This window comes from Halolamina salina (genome assembly GCF_042678005.1).
Lineage (GTDB): Archaea > Halobacteriota > Halobacteria > Halobacteriales > Haloferacaceae > Halolamina > Halolamina salina.
Map to the genome: position 1 here is coordinate 455 of NZ_JBHUDH010000107.1, position 15,221 is coordinate 15,675.

General features: G+C 68.3%; 18 protein-coding genes and 1 pseudogene. 14 read left to right on the forward strand and 5 right to left on the reverse strand.

Annotation, left to right across the window (positions count from 1 at the left end; genetic code table 11):
• A partial coding sequence (locus tag ACFR9S_RS09610) for a universal stress protein (RefSeq protein WP_379818508.1) occupies nucleotides 1–525 on the forward strand: 525 nt, incomplete at its 5' end.
• On the opposite strand, the gene ACFR9S_RS09615 is transcribed toward ACFR9S_RS09610, so the two are convergent.
• Nucleotides 526–750, reverse strand: coding sequence for a zinc ribbon domain-containing protein (locus tag ACFR9S_RS09615; protein ID WP_379732621.1), 225 nt, complete (start codon nucleotides 748–750; stop codon nucleotides 526–528).
• 83 nt (nucleotides 751–833) lie between these two features.
• Here ACFR9S_RS09615 and ACFR9S_RS09620 point away from each other — a divergent pair, with 83 nt between their 5' ends.
• Nucleotides 834–1,061 (forward strand): hypothetical protein, encoded by a 228-nt coding sequence (locus ACFR9S_RS09620; protein ID WP_379732620.1) that lies wholly within the window; start codon nucleotides 834–836, stop codon nucleotides 1,059–1,061.
• Nucleotides 1,062–1,068: 7 nt separating this feature from the next.
• On the opposite strand, the gene purB is transcribed toward ACFR9S_RS09620, so the two are convergent.
• Nucleotides 1,069–2,460, reverse strand: coding sequence for an adenylosuccinate lyase (gene purB, locus ACFR9S_RS09625; protein ID WP_379818509.1), 1,392 nt, complete (start codon nucleotides 2,458–2,460; stop codon nucleotides 1,069–1,071).
• 177 nt (nucleotides 2,461–2,637) lie between these two features.
• Between purB and purH the strand changes: the two genes are divergently transcribed.
• From purH to ACFR9S_RS09660, 7 genes are read left to right on the forward strand one after another with little or no spacing between them, the layout of a single operon-like run.
• The gene (gene purH, locus ACFR9S_RS09630; RefSeq protein ID WP_379818510.1) at nucleotides 2,638–4,254 is read left to right on the forward strand and encodes a bifunctional phosphoribosylaminoimidazolecarboxamide formyltransferase/IMP cyclohydrolase; all 1,617 of its coding nucleotides are present in this window, start codon (nucleotides 2,638–2,640) and stop codon (nucleotides 4,252–4,254) included.
• A gap of 48 nt (nucleotides 4,255–4,302) precedes the next feature.
• Nucleotides 4,303–6,813, forward strand: coding sequence for a dihydropteroate synthase (folP, locus tag ACFR9S_RS09635; RefSeq protein ID WP_379818511.1), 2,511 nt, complete (start codon nucleotides 4,303–4,305; stop codon nucleotides 6,811–6,813).
• Nucleotides 6,810–7,550 carry an RNase P subunit p30 family protein gene (locus ACFR9S_RS09640; protein WP_379818512.1) on the forward strand — a complete coding sequence of 247 codons (741 nt, stop codon included), beginning with the start codon at nucleotides 6,810–6,812 and terminating at the stop codon, nucleotides 7,548–7,550. The genes folP and ACFR9S_RS09640 overlap by 4 nt, the downstream gene beginning before the upstream one ends.
• Nucleotides 7,547–8,149 (forward strand): class I SAM-dependent methyltransferase, encoded by a 603-nt coding sequence (locus ACFR9S_RS09645; RefSeq protein WP_379818513.1) that lies wholly within the window; start codon nucleotides 7,547–7,549, stop codon nucleotides 8,147–8,149. Before ACFR9S_RS09640 ends, ACFR9S_RS09645 begins: the two co-directional genes overlap by 4 nt.
• Complete coding sequence (locus ACFR9S_RS09650) at nucleotides 8,146–8,625, forward strand: Rpp14/Pop5 family protein (protein ID WP_379818514.1); 480 nt, start codon at nucleotides 8,146–8,148, stop codon at nucleotides 8,623–8,625. The genes ACFR9S_RS09645 and ACFR9S_RS09650 overlap by 4 nt, the downstream gene beginning before the upstream one ends.
• Before the next feature lie 2 nt (nucleotides 8,626–8,627).
• Nucleotides 8,628–9,380 (forward strand): archaeal proteasome endopeptidase complex subunit alpha, encoded by a 753-nt coding sequence (psmA, locus tag ACFR9S_RS09655; protein WP_379818515.1) that lies wholly within the window; start codon nucleotides 8,628–8,630, stop codon nucleotides 9,378–9,380.
• Between the two features lie 7 nt (nucleotides 9,381–9,387).
• The gene (locus ACFR9S_RS09660) at nucleotides 9,388–9,798 is read left to right on the forward strand and encodes a GNAT family N-acetyltransferase (RefSeq protein WP_379731210.1); all 411 of its coding nucleotides are present in this window, start codon (nucleotides 9,388–9,390) and stop codon (nucleotides 9,796–9,798) included.
• A 131-nt stretch (nucleotides 9,799–9,929) separates the two neighbouring features.
• On the opposite strand, the gene ACFR9S_RS09665 is transcribed toward ACFR9S_RS09660, so the two are convergent.
• A complete protein-coding gene (locus tag ACFR9S_RS09665) occupies nucleotides 9,930–10,277 on the reverse strand; it encodes a helix-turn-helix transcriptional regulator (RefSeq protein ID WP_379731209.1) in 348 nt (115 codons plus the stop codon).
• An 88-nt stretch (nucleotides 10,278–10,365) separates the two neighbouring features.
• Between ACFR9S_RS09665 and ACFR9S_RS09670 the strand changes: the two genes are divergently transcribed.
• Both ACFR9S_RS09670 and ACFR9S_RS09675 read left to right on the forward strand, forming a co-directional pair.
• Nucleotides 10,366–10,707: a glutaredoxin family protein gene (locus ACFR9S_RS09670; RefSeq protein ID WP_379731208.1), complete on the forward strand. Its 342-nt coding sequence runs from the start codon at nucleotides 10,366–10,368 to the stop codon at nucleotides 10,705–10,707.
• Nucleotides 10,708–10,821: 114 nt separating this feature from the next.
• Entirely contained in the window at nucleotides 10,822–11,385 is a 564-nt protein-coding gene (locus ACFR9S_RS09675) for a DUF7110 family protein (RefSeq protein ID WP_379731207.1), read from the forward strand.
• Nucleotides 11,386–11,450: 65 nt separating this feature from the next.
• Here the strand turns inward: ACFR9S_RS09675 and ACFR9S_RS09680 are convergent, their stop codons facing one another.
• Nucleotides 11,451–11,996, reverse strand: coding sequence for a hypothetical protein (locus tag ACFR9S_RS09680; protein WP_379731205.1), 546 nt, complete (start codon nucleotides 11,994–11,996; stop codon nucleotides 11,451–11,453).
• A 100-nt stretch (nucleotides 11,997–12,096) separates the two neighbouring features.
• Between ACFR9S_RS09680 and ACFR9S_RS09685 the strand changes: the two genes are divergently transcribed.
• The 3 genes from ACFR9S_RS09685 to ACFR9S_RS09695 all read left to right on the forward strand — a co-directional run bounded on the left by ACFR9S_RS09685 (nucleotide 12,097) and on the right by ACFR9S_RS09695 (nucleotide 13,887).
• Entirely contained in the window at nucleotides 12,097–13,065 is a 969-nt protein-coding gene (locus ACFR9S_RS09685; RefSeq protein WP_379731204.1) for a phosphoadenosine phosphosulfate reductase family protein, read from the forward strand.
• A 79-nt stretch (nucleotides 13,066–13,144) separates the two neighbouring features.
• Nucleotides 13,145–13,633, forward strand: coding sequence for a hypothetical protein (locus ACFR9S_RS09690; protein ID WP_379731203.1), 489 nt, complete (start codon nucleotides 13,145–13,147; stop codon nucleotides 13,631–13,633).
• Nucleotides 13,634–13,749: 116 nt separating this feature from the next.
• Entirely contained in the window at nucleotides 13,750–13,887 is a 138-nt protein-coding gene (locus tag ACFR9S_RS09695) for a DUF7503 family protein (RefSeq protein ID WP_379731202.1), read from the forward strand.
• Here ACFR9S_RS09695 and ACFR9S_RS09700 read toward each other — a convergent pair.
• Nucleotides 13,871–15,221: pseudogene (locus ACFR9S_RS09700) on the reverse strand (hypothetical protein); the annotation flags it as partial. The gene ACFR9S_RS09695 and the pseudogene ACFR9S_RS09700 overlap by 17 nt on opposite strands.

Below are 15,221 nucleotides of genomic sequence, written 5' to 3' on the forward strand. Positions count from 1 at the left end.
GTCGACCCCGACGTGGTCGTGCTCGAACGCCCGGCGTCGGAGTCCTCGGGGGTCGGGATCCGCCGGGGGACGACTGACCGGATCGTCGCGAACAGCCCGACGGACACGGTGCTCGCCAACGGCACCGGGGAACTGGACGATCTCGCGTCGATCCTCGTGCCGGTCACCGGCGGGCCGAACACCGAACTCACGGTTCGGGTGGCTCGCGCGCTGGCCGAACACGAGAACGCGTGGATCGAGCTGTTCACGGTCGTCCCGGCTGACGCCGACGCCGCACAGCGCTCCGAGGGTGCGGAACACCTCGCGGAGGCACGGCGCTACCTCGGCGATTTCGAGGAGTTCGACACGTGGCTCTACGAGGCCGACGACCCGACCGCGGCGATCGCCGAGCAGTCGGCGTACTACGACGCCATCGTGATCGGCGCGCCGACGAAGAGCCGCCTCGAACGCGTGTTGTTCGGCTCGATGCCCGACAGCGTCGACGAGCGCGTCGACATCCCCGTCGTCATGGCGGCCTCGAAGTAGCTACCCGAGGAACAGGTCGACCATGTTGCCGGAGCTCGTCCCCTTGTACAGTTCGGAGTAGCCGCAGTTCGCACAGGTCACCACCTTGAAGCTGCGGTTCTGGACGTCGAACATCTTCGAGAGTCCGGTGCCGCTGGTGGCGATCTCGTCGATCTCCGTCTCGCTGTGACCGCACTTGGGACAGCCGCTCTCGTCGTCGCCGAAATCGTCGGTCGGAGGGCACATGCGGCCGGGCGTTCGACCGAGGCCAGCAAAAAGCTACCGCGGGCGGCGAAACCTCTAACGGCCGCGCGGCCCCTCGCTCGGGTATGGCCGCCGTCGGACTGCTGTTCGCCCTCCTGTTCGCCGCGACGATCGCCGGCACGATCGGCCTCTGGTACGCGATCGACCGCGAGACGGACGACCCGCCGCGGATGGATCGGACCCACGCGGAGCGTGCGGCTCGGCAGGACACCGACGAGAACGAGGACCAATCTTCGGACGGCGATGACGACTGGGGGACGGAGACGGAGTGGGGCGTCGACGACCGACAGTGACGACGGCTTACCGATCGAGTTCGTCGACCAGCTCGTCGGCGACGCCGGTGTAGCCCGCGGGCGTGAGCGCTCGAAGCTCCTCGCGGACCGACTCGTCCACGTCGAGTTCGTCGAACAGATCCCGGAAGTCGGCGAGCGTCACCCGCCGGCCGCGGGTTAGCTCCTTCACGCGTTCGTACGCCTCCGTGTCGCCCTCGCGTCGGAGGATCGTCTGGACGGCTTCGCCGATTATCTCGGGGGTGGCCTCAAGCTCCTCGCGCATCACCTGTTCGTTAGGGACGACCTTCTCCAGCCCCGCCGCCGTCTTCCGGTAGCCGATCAGGCAGTGGGCGAGCGCAGCGCCGACGTTGCGCTTGACCGTCGAGTCCGAGAGGTCGCGCTGGAGCCGCGAAGAGGTGACGTAGTCCCGGAGGAACGTGAGGTCGGCGTTGGCTTTCGAGAGGTTCCCCTCGCTGTTCTCGAAGTCGATTGGGTTGACTTTGTGGGGCATCGTCGACGAGCCCGTCTCCGAGTCGTCGCTCTCTTGGCCGAGGTAGCGGTCCGAGACGTAGCGCCAGATATCCCGATCGAGGTCGAGCAGGACGTTGTTCACGCCCGAGAGCGCGTCGAACAGCGCCGCGAGGTCGTCACAGGGGTTGATCTGCGTCGAGAGCGGCGTGTGTTCGAGGCCGAGGTCGTCGACGAACGCCGCCGAGAACGCGCGCCAGTCGACCTCGGGGTAGGCGGCGACGTGGGCGGCGTACGTGCCCGAGGCGCCGGCGAGCTTCCCCGACAGTTCTTCGCTCGCCTCGCGGACGCGCGCCTCCGCGCGGCCGAGTCGGGCCGCGAACACGGCCATCTCCTTGCCGAACGTCGTCGGCGTCGCCGGCTGACCGTGCGTGCGTGCGAGCATCGGCACGTCGCGGTGCTCGCGGGCCATCGCGGTCAGCGACGCCCGCACGTCCTCGATAGCGGGCAGCAGCACGTCCTCGACGGCGCCCTTCGCATTCAGGCGGTTGGCGAGGTTGTTCACGTCCTCGCTGGTGAGGCCGAAGTGGATCCACGGGTGGAGCCGTTCGGGCGTCTCGGTGCGGAGGAAGTACTCGACGGCTTTCACGTCGTGGTTGGTGGCCGCAAAGCCCGCGGCCCCCTCCGTCTCGATCCGTTTGACCAGCGCGGCGTCGTCGGCGTCGAACTCGTCGACGACTTCGCGGAGGTGGGCGCGCTCCTCTGAGGTGACCTCACAGTCGACGCTCTCGTGGTCCGCGAGCGCGAGCAGGTACTCCACCTCGACGCGCAGGCGGGCCTCGATCAGCGCGGCCTCGCTGGCGTACGGCACCAGATCCGCGGTCCGGCCGGCGTACCGCCCGTCCAGCGGCGAGACGGCCGCGAGCGGCGACTCCCGGGAGAGCTCCTTCATGCCGAACGCTCGCCCGGGCAGTCACAAAACCCTGCCGGAGCGCCGCCGCGCATATCGCACCACCGTGCATACGTATGCCTCTCTATTCGCAAACAGGGCCGTAATCTATGCTCGAACATGAGTATCGGCGCTCACACGATCGCAACGCTCTTTGCGCGTTCGGCCCCGGGAACGCACATGAAGATCGCCGGCATCGCGGGTAACCGCGGTCGAAACCTTCTGCACATTGCGGACATCGCGCCCGGCGGCGCCGAACTCTCGGTCGTCGTCGCGAACGGGGAGGACGCCCCGGCGCTCGACGGCGCCGAGGAGCGCGGCATCCCGAGCGTCGCGGTCGAGCGCGGGGACGACGAGTCCCGCGAGTCCCACGAGGAGCGCATCCTCGACGCGCTGGCGGAGTACGAGTTCGACGTGCTCTGTCTGGACGGGTTCATGCGGATCCTGACGCCGGAATTTCTGGACCGTGTGGACACTGTGCTCAACGTCCACCCGTCGCTGCTGCCGGCGTTCCCCGGCGCCGACGCCCACGGGCAGGTGCTCGAGTCGAACGTCCGGACGACGGGTGCGACGGTCCACGTCGTCACCGAGGCGCTCGACGAGGGACCGATCGTCACGCAGGAGTCGGTGCCGGTGTTCGAGGACGACGACGAGCAGTCGCTGAAGGAGCGCGTGCTGTACGAGGCCGAGTTCGAGGCGTACCCGCGGGCGATCCGGTGGTTCGCCGAGGGGAAAGTCGAGGTCGAACGCGACGAGGAGGGCCGGCCCGTCGGCGTCGACATCGCGACCGACACGAAAGGTGACCTCCCGGCGCGGCGCACGGTCGCGAACCGCCGCGAGGACACGCTCCGCTACGGCGAGAACCCCCACCAAGACGCCGCGGTGTACGCCAGCGACGCGAGCGAGGAGCCGAGCGTCGTCCACGCCCCCCAACTGAACGAGGGCGCGAAGGATCTCTCCTACAACAACTACAACGACGCCGACGGCGCGCTGAATCTGGTCAAGGAGTTCGAGGAGCCCGCCGCCGCGGTGATCAAGCACACCAACCCCGCGGGCTGTGCGACCGCCGACACGGTCGCCGACGCCTACCGCGACGCGCTCTCGACCGACGCGAAGTCCGCCTTCGGCGGCATCGTCGCGCTCAACCGCGAGTGCGACGCCGAGACCGCCGCGGAGATAGTCGACTCGTTCAAGGAGGTCGTCGTCGCGCCGGGGTACACCGACGACGCGCTCGCGACGCTGACCGAGAAGGAGAACCTCCGCGTGCTGGACGTGGGCGACCGGACCGAGGACGACACGCTCGGCCCCGCGGACCGCACCGAGCGCTTCACCGAGAAGGCGCTCGTCGGCGGCCGACTCGTTCAGGAGCGCGACCGCTCGACGCTGACCCGCGAGGACCTGGAGGTCGTCACCGAGCGCGAACCGACCGACGAGCAGATCGAGACGATGCTGTTCGCCTGGAAGGTGCTCAAACACGTCAAGTCCAACGGCATCCTGATCGCCGACGGCACCGAGACCGTCGGCGTCGGGATGGGACAGGTGTCCCGCGTCGACGCGGTGACGCTGGCGGCGATGAAAGCCGAGAACGACGCGGAAGGGAAGTCCGCCGAGGGCGCCGTCGTCGCTTCTGACGCGTTCTTCCCGTTCCCGGACGCCGTCGAGGAAGCCGCCGAGGCGGGCGTCGAGGCGGTGATCCAGCCCGGCGGTTCGGTGAACGACGACGACGTGATCGAGGCCGCGAACGAACTGGGGCTGGCGATGGTGATGACCGGCCAGCGCGCATTCCGGCACGACTGACCGGCCGCGTCCGAAACGGCCAAACGCCCACCGGCCGCAACGTCGACCATGCAGTACCACGAGGCCGCGAACTTCCTGTTCGACCTCCGGCGGTTCGGCGTCGACCCCGGGGTCGAGTCGGTACAGGACCTCCTCGCGGCGATGGACGTCTCCCCGACCGAGGGCTCTGGCCCCGCCTACGTACAGGTCGCGGGCACCAACGGGAAGGGGAGCACCGCCCGCATGGTCGAGTCGGCGCTGCGGGAGGCGGGCCTCTCGGTCGGCCTGTACACGTCGCCTCACCTCGACCACCTCACCGAACGGATCCAGATCGACGGCCGGGAGATGCCCCGATCGGCTGTCGCCGAGTTCGTCGATGAGGCAAAACCGTGGCTGGTCGATCGCGCGGCCGACGGCGCGCCGCTCACCTTCTTCGAGGTCGTCACCGCGATGGGGATCTGGCAGTTCGAGCGCGCCGACGTGGACGTGGCAGTCCTCGAGGTCGGCCTCGGCGGCGAACTCGACGCCACCTCCGCGGTCGACCCCACCGCCAGCGCGGTCACGAACGTCTCGCTGGAGCACACCGGCGTGCTCGGGGAGACCGTCGAGGAGATCGCCGAGACGAAGTCACACGTCGCCCCCGAGGGACGCCGGCTCGTGACCGGTACCGAGGGTGCAGCGCTCTCGACGGTCCGTGACGTTGCGGGCCGGGTCGGCGCCAGCGGCGTGATCACCGTCGGGGAGGACGACTGGGCGGGCGAAGGTGCCACGGAAAAGGAAGCGCACCCCGACGTGACAGTGAGCTACGACGGCCGCGTCACCCACCAGCAGGCCGCTGTGAGCGTGGCGGCCGAGGACTGGTCGGTCGACGCAGAGATCCCGTTGCTCGGCGAGCACCAAGCCGAGAACGCCGGGATCGCCTGCGTGCTCGCCCGGCAGGTCGGCGACGAACTCGGCGTCGACGTGGATCGGACCGCGCTGGAGCGGGGGCTGGCCCGCGCCGACTGGCCCGGCCGGTTCGAGGTGATGGGCCAGTCGCCGCTAACCGTGCTCGACGGCGCGCACAACCCCGAGGCCTGCGAGACCGTCGGAGAGACGCTCTCGACGTTCGAGTACGACGACTGCCACATCGTCGTCGCCGCGATGCACGACAAGGACACCGCCGCGATGGCGGCGGCGCTGCCCGACGGCTCGGTGACCACCTGTGCGCCCGCGATCGACCGCGCGGAGGACCCCGAGGTGCTGGCCCGGACGTTCGAGGACGCGGGCTACGACGACGTGCGCTCGACCGGCTCCGTCGCGAACGCGCTCTCGCTGGCCCGCGAGGACGCCGAGGAGGACGATGCGCTGCTCGTGACTGGCTCGCTGTACGCCGTCGCCGAAGCGCGAGCGACGTGGACCCGACTCCAGATCCCCAAACGGATCGAGTCGATCGACGAGGCCGAGACCGTCCTGCGAAACGGGCAGGTCTCCGAGCCGGGGATCTGGCGGATGCGCGGGAAGGCCGATCACCGCGTGCTGCACACCCGGGTTCAGCAGCGGCAGGCCGAGTACCTCAAGCAGGAGATGCTCTCGCTCGACGGCGAGTGCTCGGCGTCGGCGCTGCGCTCCGGCGGCGAACTCCACGACGTGGTGCTCTCGGGCACGATGGCGCAGTTCAAACGCCTCGCCGAGAAACTGCAGGGCCAGCCGTGGGGGCTTTCCGAACTCGGCGAGGAGATCCGCGAGTCGCTGGGAATTCAGTACAGCCCGCCCGAGCGCGACCTCCCGTGGCCGCAGGACCGAACGGCGGTGATGGGCGTCCTGAACGTCACGCCGGACTCGTTCCACGACGGCGGCGAGTACGAACGCGTCGAGGACGCGGTCTCCCGGGCCGAGGCGATGGTCGAGGCCGGCGCGGACGTGATCGACGTGGGCGGGGAGAGCACCCGCCCGGGCGCCGATCCTGTGGAGATCGAGGAGGAACTGAATCGGGTGCTGCCGGTCGTCGAGGAGCTGAGCGAACTGGACGTGCCGATCTCCGTCGACACGCGCCGGCCCGAGGTCGCCCGCGCGGTGGTCGACGCCGGCGCCGACGTACTCAACGACGTGGAGGGGCTGCAGGACCCCGAGATGCGCCGCGTCGTCGCCGAGACGGGCGTCCCGGTGGTGTTGATGCACTCGATCGAGGCGCCGGTCGACCCGAGTACGGCGGTCGAGTACGACGACGTGGTCGAGGAGACGATCCGGGAACTCGGCGACCGACTGCTCGCCGCCGAGAAGGCCGGCGTCGACCGCGAGCAGGTGATCGTCGACCCCGGGATCGGCTTCGGGAAGAGCGCCCGCGAGTCGTTCGAACTGCTCGACCGGCTCGAAGAGTTCGAGGCGCTGGGCTGTCCGCTGCTGTTCGGCCACTCTCACAAGTCGCTGTTCGAACTGACCGGCGAGGAAGCGGGCGACGCGCCGCACTCCACGGTCGCCGCGACGGCGCTCGCCGCGCGTAACGGCGCCGATATCGTCCGCGTCCACGACGTGGCCGAGAACGTCGCCGCCGTGAACGTCGCCGACGCCACCGACGATCCGGAGGGGTTCGAGCCGTGAGCGACACTGGAGGGGAAGCGGACGGCGACGGAAACGCCGAATTCGGTCCGTACGAGGCCGTCTACGCTCACCCCGAAGGCGACGCCACGGCCGCTCGGCAGGTCAAAACCGCCGCGGAGTACGGCTTCGACGGGGTGGTCGTTCGCACGCGCGAAGCCGAGTACGACGCCGGTACGCTGGCCGGACGGCACGGGATCGACGTGGTTCGCGGGGTCGAGATCGACGCCGCGGACCCGCAGGAGGCCAGCGGCGCGGTCGGGAACTTCCGGGGCGACTGCACCCTGCTGCTGGTCCGTGGCGGCACGGACGCGGTCAACCGCTTCGCCGTCGAGCACGACCGCGTGGACGTACTGACGCGGCCGTTCGGCGACGGCGGCGACGTGAACCACGTGCTCGTGAAGGCGGCAGTCGAACACGGCGTGCGCATCGAGTTCGACCTCGGTCCGGTACTGCGCGACGACGGCGGGACGCGGGTCCGGCGGCTCCGGAAGCTCAGGAAGCTCCGGGAGCTGGTCGAGGACTTCGACGCGCCGTACGTCGTGAGCGCGACGCCCGAGAGCCACCTCCGGCTGCGCGCGCCGCGGGAGCTCGCTGCGGTGGGCGAGCAGATCGGCTTCGGCGCCGAGGCCGTCCGCGATGGACTGGCCGAGTGGGGCCGACTCGCCGCCCGCAACCGGGAACGGCTCTCCGATTCCTTCATCTCTCCGGGGGTCCAACGGGGGCGGTACGAGGAATGAAACGCTCGATCGAGGACCACGCCGAGCGGTTCTCCGCCGTCGCGGCGGAGTACGACGAACAGCAGGACAGCGAGGAGTACGGTGCCTGTGCCTCGCTGGTGATCGAGGCCGCCGATCCCGACTCCGACGAGACAGTGCTCGACCTCGGGACGGGCACGGGCGCGATAGCGCTCGCGCTCGCCCCCGAGGCCGGCCGCGTGATCGGTCGGGACATCAGCGAGGGAATGCTCGCCGAGGCCGAGCGGAAGGCCGAGGCGGGCGGCCACGAGAACGTCACGTTCGGCGAAGGGCGGTTCCGCGAGCCGAACGTCGACGAGTCGGTCGACGTGGTCGTCCCGAACTTCGAGATGCACCACCTCGCCGACGAGGAGAAGCGCGAGGCGATCGAGGTCATCGCGGATCTCGAGCCGCGGCGGTTCGTGCTCGGCGACGTGATGCTGTCGGCGGCGATCCCCGAGGGCGAGGAGCAGTACTCCCCGGAGGTCGACGACCCCGCGACCGTCGGCGTGCTGGTGGAGGCGCTGACCGACGCCGGCTTCACCGTTTCCGACGCGACGCTCGTGAGCGAGCAGTACGGGGTGCTCGTCGCCGACCGATGAAACACCTCCCCAAACACCTCCAGCCGCGCTGGCGCTACCTCGCGGTCGCGATCGAGAGCTGGCCCGACGCGGATATCGGACGCCGGGCGTTCCAGCGCGAACTCTGGTACGCCGGGCAGAACCTCTTGGGCGACCCGGGCAGCGCCGCCGCCGACCTGCGCGTGATGCGCTTCGCACTCGGGGAGGGAAGCGGCGGCGCGATCGTCCGCGCCCGGCGCGGCGAGGTCGACGCCGCCCGCGCGGCGATCGCCTGCGTCGACGAGGTCGACGGCGAGCCGGTCGGCCTTCGCGTCTCCGGCGTCTCGGGCAGCGTCGACGCCGCTTCGGAAAGCTATTTAGGCGATCCAGCCGGCAGTTTAACACAGGAAGAGGTCGCGTTCGCGGGTGCCGAGCACCCGGCCCGATCCCGTGACGGCGCCGTCGACATGGCGGCCCCGGCGGGGTGGATCGGCGCGACCGTTCGGGATCTCGAGTGACCATGCAAGGACAACAACAGCAGGCCTACGACCGCGGTATCACCATCTTCTCGCCCGACGGGCGACTGTACCAAGTCGAGTACGCCCGCGAGGCAGTCAAGCGAGGCACGCCCAGCGTCGGCGTCCGGACACCGGAGGGCGTCGTGCTCGCGGCGGACAAGCGCCGGCGCTCGAAGATGATCGAGCCGGACTCCGTCGAGAAGCTCCACAAGGCCGACGAGCACATCGGCATCGCCAGCGCCGGCCACGTGGCCGACGCGCGCCAGCTGATCGACGTCGCGCGCCGGGAGGCACAGACCAACCGCCTGCGCTACGGCGAGCCGATCACCGTCGAGACGCTCTCGAAGACGGTGACGGACTTCATCCAGCAGTACACCCAGTACGGCGGCGCCCGTCCGTTCGGCGTCTCGCTGATCGTCGGCGGCGTCACGAACGGCCGGCCGCGGCTGTTCGAGTGCGACCCCAGCGGCACCCCCTACGAGTGGCAGGCACTCTCCGTCGGCGCGAACCGGAGCGACATTCGCGATCACCTCGAGGCCGAGTACGAGGACGACATGAGCCTCGAAGCGGGCGTCGGCCTCGCGCTCTCGGCGCTCGCGGTCCACGACGACGAGGAGATGACGCCCGACGGCGTCGACATCGCGACGATCGACGTCGACACCGAGGAGTACGTCCACCTGCCGCCCGAGGAGGTCGAGACCCACCTCGAGAAGCGGGACCTGCTGGCGGACGACGAGAGCGGCGACGCCCAGTAACCCCGCGATGGCGTACGAACTCCGTGAATCGCCGCCGACGGTCGACCGGTTTCTCGAACTCCGCGACGCTGCAGGGATGGCCGAACGCTCGCGCGAGGCAGTCGAACAGGGGCTGCCGAACAGCCTGTACGCCGTCACGGTCGTCGACGGGACGGGCGAGACGGTCGGGATGGCCCGGATCGTGGGCGACGGAGGGTCGGTGTACCACGTCTGCGACATGGCTGTCCACCCCGACCACCAGCGACAGGGGCTGGGGAGCCGGATGATGGACGCGCTGATGGAGTGGATCGACGAGGAGGCCCCGCCGGCGGCGTACGTGAACCTGATGGCGGACGTGGACGGCTTCTACGAACAGTGGGGGTTCGAGCGGACCGCGCCGGCCTCGAAGGGGATGTACTACCGCGTGCCCGAGGCGTAGGGACAATACGGGCCACGAGACGACACGGCGGTCGCCGACGCTCACTCGCCGTGATCGGTTAAAAGTACAATCGCGGCGTAGGTTCCGTGGCCTCGACACGGAGGTCGAGACAGGTCACGAGCCGCGAGTTATCAGTACTCCTCGTAGGCGAGGTTCATCAGCCACTGCGAGAACGCGTCGGACTGCGGGTCGATCTCCTCCTCGCCGATGAAGGGGGTGAGCTTGTCGCCGGCCATCAAAAGCGAGAAGTCCAGATCGCGCGTGCGGGGCTTCAGCAGGTACGTGTTGTGTCCGTCGTACACCGCCTCCTCGCGCTGGATCAGCTCCTTCTCGGCGAGCCCCTCCGCGATGCGGCTCCCCTTCCGCGAGGAGATGTCCAGTTCCTTCCAGAAGTCGCTCTGGTAGATGCCGCCGGAGTCACGGATCAGCTCCAGGGCCCGCCGCTCGTCGTCGCTGAGGTCGTACTCGGCCGCGCTCATGTGTACCCGGCTTTACGGGCCGGAGGTTAAAGGCTACCGTCCCCACGGCGCAACCGTTATCCGAGCAAGCCCCCTATCTCGTACCGAAATGAGTACTCAGAGCGAACTCACCGAGGAGGAAGTCCGGGAGCAGGTCGAGGAGGTTCTCGACGAGAACGAGGTCGTCCTGTTCATGAAGGGCAACCGGCTGATGCCCCAGTGTGGCTACTCCCAGCGTGCGGTGCAGCTGCTCTCTCAGCACCGCGCGGAGTTCGAGACTATCGACGTGCTGCCCGCGCTCCCGCAGTACCGGGCCGTGCTCGAGGAGAAGTCCGGCTGGGAGACGATCCCGCAGACGTTCGTCGACGGCGAGTTCGTCGGCGGCAGCGACATCCTCGCCGAGCTCGACGAGCGCGGCGAGCTGGCCGAGACCGTCAACGCCACCGCCTGAACCCCCCGGTAACAACAGCTAAAAGGCTAGCCGGCCTACCTATCGACGTACTACCGCGGTTTCGCCGCCCGCCGCCCACCGAACTCCCACACCAACCCCATCCCACACCTACAAATGACTGGTCGCGTATTCAGACTCCACTCGACCCTCGAACTGCCACTCGAAGACCTCGAAGCGTTCCTCGAGGACCCGGATCTTCCCCCCGAGCTCGACGACGTCGAGCTCACCCGCCGGAACAACACCCTGATCCTGAAAGCGGTCGCGGAGGACGCCGACATCGGGAAGTACACCCCGACCGCACAGCTCAAAGCCAGTGTCTCCGAGACGCGGGTGTACGAGGAGGAGCCGCCCAAGACGGCCCCGACGTGGGGCCAAGAGGAGGAGGAGGAGGAGATCCCCTCCGAGCTCGTGGAGTTCGCCTGCTTCAAGGGCGACCGCGAGACGGTGCTCCAGAACAGCGCGCTGCGGTTCCCGATGTTCCTCGTGCTCCGGGAACTCGCGCTCATCTCCGAGAAAGGCACCCTGACCGCCGTGCTCGAGAAGGACGGCGACCTGCAGGCCGTCCGCATCGTCGAGGGCGAGGAACGTCCCGCGAGCGTCGAAGTCGTCGAGAACCCCCGACAGGGCAACGGCGAGGACGGCGGCGTCAACTGGCGGGACAACGAGTTCATCAGCTAATTCGGGCCTGAATACTCCCGAGCAACGCGTAGTTTTCGCGTCCCACGAGGAGTCTACGGAGAGTATCAGTCGCGGATGTGCCAGAGGAACTGGACGAGTGGCGGCGCGACTAACGCGACGGTGAAGGCTATCGACACCCCCTGAATGGCCGAGAAGCTGAAAAACGCCGAAAGGACGGCCAACGACGCGGCGAAGGATGCGGACGTCAACCACACCCGTTTCAAGTGCTTGTCGACATCCGTGTCCGGCGGGACAACGTAGATCTCCTGTTCGTTTTTCTCGACCACATCGACGATCGATTCGACTGCCTTCGACGTTCGGGTCATCCGCTGTTCGAGGCTGTTGATGTTGCTGTCGATCTTGTCGATGTGTTTCTCCAGAAGCTTCGCTTTCGTCTCCGTCTCGGCCTTCTCTCTGGCCTGTTCCCGAATCTTCTCCCGTTCCTGATGCTGGAGGGAGTTCACGTCGCGAATCTCCTGCCGCGCGTTTTCCCGGGCTTCCTTCCGAATCTCGACAATTCGTTTCCGGGGGAGCTTGACCACTTCCTTCGGGTCGTACCCGTTGATGTCGTCCAGTCCCTCCAGTTGATCCGAGCCGTCCCGATCGGCCATTTCGTCGTGTGACGGCTCTGTGCCATTATAAATGTCCTGATGAATTCGAACGCCCAGACAGAAACCATTTCAGTCCCCCGCTAATTAGATGTAATTACGAATGGCCGAGTTCCCCGACTACTTGGACGTCGACTACACGGACGGCGAGGGCGAGTCCCCCGCGGACTACCCGAGCCTCGAACACAAGATCGAGAAGGCCATCGAGGTCACCCGGCAGGGGCTGGAGCAGTACGAGAACCCCGCGATCATGTGGACCGGGGGGAAGGACTCCACGCTCACGCTGTACTTCGTGAAGGAGGTCGCCGAGAAGCACGGGCTGGAGATGCCGCCCGCGGTGTTCCTCGACCACTACCAGCACTTCGACGAACTCATCGACTTCGTCGAGCACTGGGCCGACGAGTGGGACCTCGACGTGCACTTCGCGCGCAACGAGGACATCGGCGCCTACGTCGAGGAGCACGGCCTCACGCCGGGCGACGACATCGAAATCTCCGCGCTCAACGAGCAGAACCGCCACCACATCCGGAACATCCTCGAGTACGAGGACGACACGTTCCCGTTCCTGCTCGACACCTACGTCGGCAACCACCTGCTGAAGACGGTGCCGCTGAACAACGCCATCGAGGAGCTGAACATCGACGGCATCGTCTCCGGCGTCCGCTGGGACGAGCAGGAGGCCCGCGCCGACGAGACGTTCTTCAGCCCGCGCCACGACCCCGACATCTACCCGCCCCACGACCGCATCCAGCCGATCCTGCAGTTCGACGAGCGCGCGGTCTGGGACTGCTTCTGGCACTACGTCGTGCCGGACACCGTCGAGGGCTACCCCGACGACGGCTACGTCCCCGACGACGCCGACGACCTGCCCAACGGGCTGACCCAGGACGACATCCCGGTCTCGCCCAAGTACTTCGCCGGCTTCCGCTCGCTCGGCTCGGAGGTCTCCACCGAGAAGAGCGAGGAGGAGCCTGCGTGGCACCAGGACCTCGAGAACACCACCGAGCGCGCCGGCCGCGCCCAGGACAAGGAGGACCTCATGGAGCGCCTCCGCGACCTGGGCTACATGTAGACGGCGACCCGGCCCGGCACACGCTTTTTCCGATCGACGCTCCCGAAACCCGGAGTCCCCCGAGCGCGAGCTGGGCCTCATGGGCTCGTTCGCCGACGACGTGGGGGCGTACCTCCGCCGGGAGCTCTCGGCACGTCGCCCCGGAGTCCAGTGGGAGACCGAGTACCGGGTCGGCGGCACGCCCGTCGATCTCGGCGGCCGCGCCGGCGAGCGCCTCGTCCTCGTCGAACTGGAGTGGCGCCGGGCCGACCCCGCGGACAACACCGCGAAGCTCTGCCGACACGTCGCGGAGGGCAGCATCGACGCCGACACCGTCGTCGTGTTCCAACTGTTTACCCGATACTACGACCTCGCCCGCGGCGGCGTCTCCTCGAAACGGAAGAACGCCGAGTTCGTCGGTCGGACCGCCGCCGACCTGTTCGACCACGTGACGTACCACCCGCTCGACTTCGACGTGGCGCCGCCCAAGCGGGGCGGCGAGCGGCCGGACTGGTGGCGCGACGACGCTGACGCGATCGCCGCGGCGATCTGTGATCGCTTGGAGGGGAGTAGCCCACCCGAGGAGTGATTCCCGGGGAAAACCGGCGTCCGCCGCCGAGCCACCCCTGAGCGGCCTTTTCGAAGTCGGTTACCTATCTGAACTCTTAAGATAAATTATTAATTGAACGGGATCACGTGTGGAACATGGAATCCGACAGTTCCAGCACGGCGGCGTACCTCGCAGAGCACCCGAAGATGGTCGGCGTCCTGTTCACGGCGTTGCTGTTGCTCTCGCAGGCCGGCAGCGTCGCGGGCGGAACGGGCACTACGGTCGGTCCGTAATCGACTCGAAGCGCAGCGAGTTCGTCCAGCGCAGCTCCCCGTCGACGACGATCGGGGTGCGCTGTTCCGCGAGTTCCTCCTCGTACGTCTCCGCCGAGAGCAGGTACTCCTCGATGTCGCCCACGGAGACGTACTGCGTGGCGCCCTCCTCGACGTACGGGTGGGTCATCGCGCCGACCTGATACCGAGAGGTGGGGTACGTCCGGTAGGTGACACGGGCCTGCTCACCGACGACTTCCTCGACTTCGAGCAGCAGCGGGGTCCCCGTCTCCGACTGCGAGATCGTCACCCGGCCGTCGCCGACGACCACGTAGTTCTGTCGGGAGATCCGCATCCGCCGGATCACGTCGAGCGCGCCGTGGAAGTCGAAGCCGATGTCGAGCAGCCGCGCCAGGTGGCGGCCGGTCTCGGTGGCTTTCGCGTTGCTCACGCTGGTCAGCGTCACCACGCCGCCGAACGCGCCGGCGTCGACCAGCGCCTGCCCCTGCTCGTAGGAGGTACAGCCGTTGAGCAGGAACGCCTCCACCCCGGTTCCGGAGAGCGTCCGCAGGTCGAGGTGGCCGTCGGCACACTGCACTCCCTCGTCCTCGACGTGGCCGACGTAGTGGAGGAAGCTCGTCTCCTCCCGGAGCACCTCGCGGAGTTCGGCCGTCGTCAGGTCGTGGTGGCTGCGAATCTCGAACCGGAGCATGTCGAGGAAGCCGTACAGCTCCTCGTCGACCTCCTCGAGCATCTCCTCGTCGTTACAGACCAGCGTCACCGTCGTCGTGCTGTCGTCGGCGGGCTGGCGGTCGAGACGGCGCCGGTAGGCGTCGACGGTCGGCTTCGAGGCGCCCATCGGGAACCCCTCGCCGACCCAGACGTGGCCGTACGTCTCGGTGTCGACCGGCGAGCGTACCGACTCGTCGACGCTGTCGGCGTTCTGCGTGGTTCGCGTCGACCGGAGCAGCCCGCGGGCGTCGTCGGTCCGGAAGAACTCCTCGAGTTCGTCGGGTTCGGTCGGCGCGTTCCCTCGGTCCGACAGCGGCGTCGGCGACCGCACGACTGCGAGGTCGTCGACGACGAACGGCAGTATCTCCGCGTTCCGGACGGCCGGCTCGATGTCGGCGGTCAGGTGCCACTCCAGCAGGTCGTCGGTCGCGGATCGCGGCACCGAGAGGTACGCCGCGGTCCGCCGGTCGACGGGCATCCCGTACCAGCGTTCGGGCGCGATCGACGCTCGCTCGGCCAGCACCTCCCGTTCGTGGAGGTCGACCGGGTAGAGGCCCTCCGTCCGAGTGACGCAGTCGAGCAGGAAGCAGTGCCGGAGCGTGTCGGCCGCGGCCGCCGACAGG

Coding starts and splice junctions, on each gene's coding strand:
- ACFR9S_RS09615 (WP_379732621.1), bottom strand. CDS start 750: ATGTGCCCTCCGACCGACGATTTCGGCGACGACGAGAGCGGCTGTCCC.
- purB (WP_379818509.1), bottom strand. CDS start 2,460: ATGAAGGAGCTCTCCCGGGAGTCGCCGCTCGCGGCCGTCTCGCCGCTG.
- ACFR9S_RS09685 (WP_379731204.1), top strand. CDS start 12,097: ATGGCCGAGTTCCCCGACTACTTGGACGTCGACTACACGGACGGCGAG.
- ACFR9S_RS09675 (WP_379731207.1), top strand. CDS start 10,822: ATGACTGGTCGCGTATTCAGACTCCACTCGACCCTCGAACTGCCACTC.
- ACFR9S_RS09660 (WP_379731210.1), top strand. CDS start 9,388: ATGGCGTACGAACTCCGTGAATCGCCGCCGACGGTCGACCGGTTTCTC.
- ACFR9S_RS09690 (WP_379731203.1), top strand. CDS start 13,145: ATGGGCTCGTTCGCCGACGACGTGGGGGCGTACCTCCGCCGGGAGCTC.
- folP (WP_379818511.1), top strand. CDS start 4,303: ATGCAGTACCACGAGGCCGCGAACTTCCTGTTCGACCTCCGGCGGTTC.
- ACFR9S_RS09695 (WP_379731202.1), top strand. CDS start 13,750: ATGGAATCCGACAGTTCCAGCACGGCGGCGTACCTCGCAGAGCACCCG.
- psmA (WP_379818515.1), top strand. CDS start 8,628: ATGCAAGGACAACAACAGCAGGCCTACGACCGCGGTATCACCATCTTC.
- ACFR9S_RS09680 (WP_379731205.1), bottom strand. CDS start 11,996: ATGGCCGATCGGGACGGCTCGGATCAACTGGAGGGACTGGACGACATC.
- ACFR9S_RS09665 (WP_379731209.1), bottom strand. CDS start 10,277: ATGAGCGCGGCCGAGTACGACCTCAGCGACGACGAGCGGCGGGCCCTG.
- purH (WP_379818510.1), top strand. CDS start 2,638: ATGAAGATCGCCGGCATCGCGGGTAACCGCGGTCGAAACCTTCTGCAC.
- ACFR9S_RS09650 (WP_379818514.1), top strand. CDS start 8,146: ATGAAACACCTCCCCAAACACCTCCAGCCGCGCTGGCGCTACCTCGCG.
- ACFR9S_RS09645 (WP_379818513.1), top strand. CDS start 7,547: ATGAAACGCTCGATCGAGGACCACGCCGAGCGGTTCTCCGCCGTCGCG.
- ACFR9S_RS09620 (WP_379732620.1), top strand. CDS start 834: ATGGCCGCCGTCGGACTGCTGTTCGCCCTCCTGTTCGCCGCGACGATC.
- ACFR9S_RS09670 (WP_379731208.1), top strand. CDS start 10,366: ATGAGTACTCAGAGCGAACTCACCGAGGAGGAAGTCCGGGAGCAGGTC.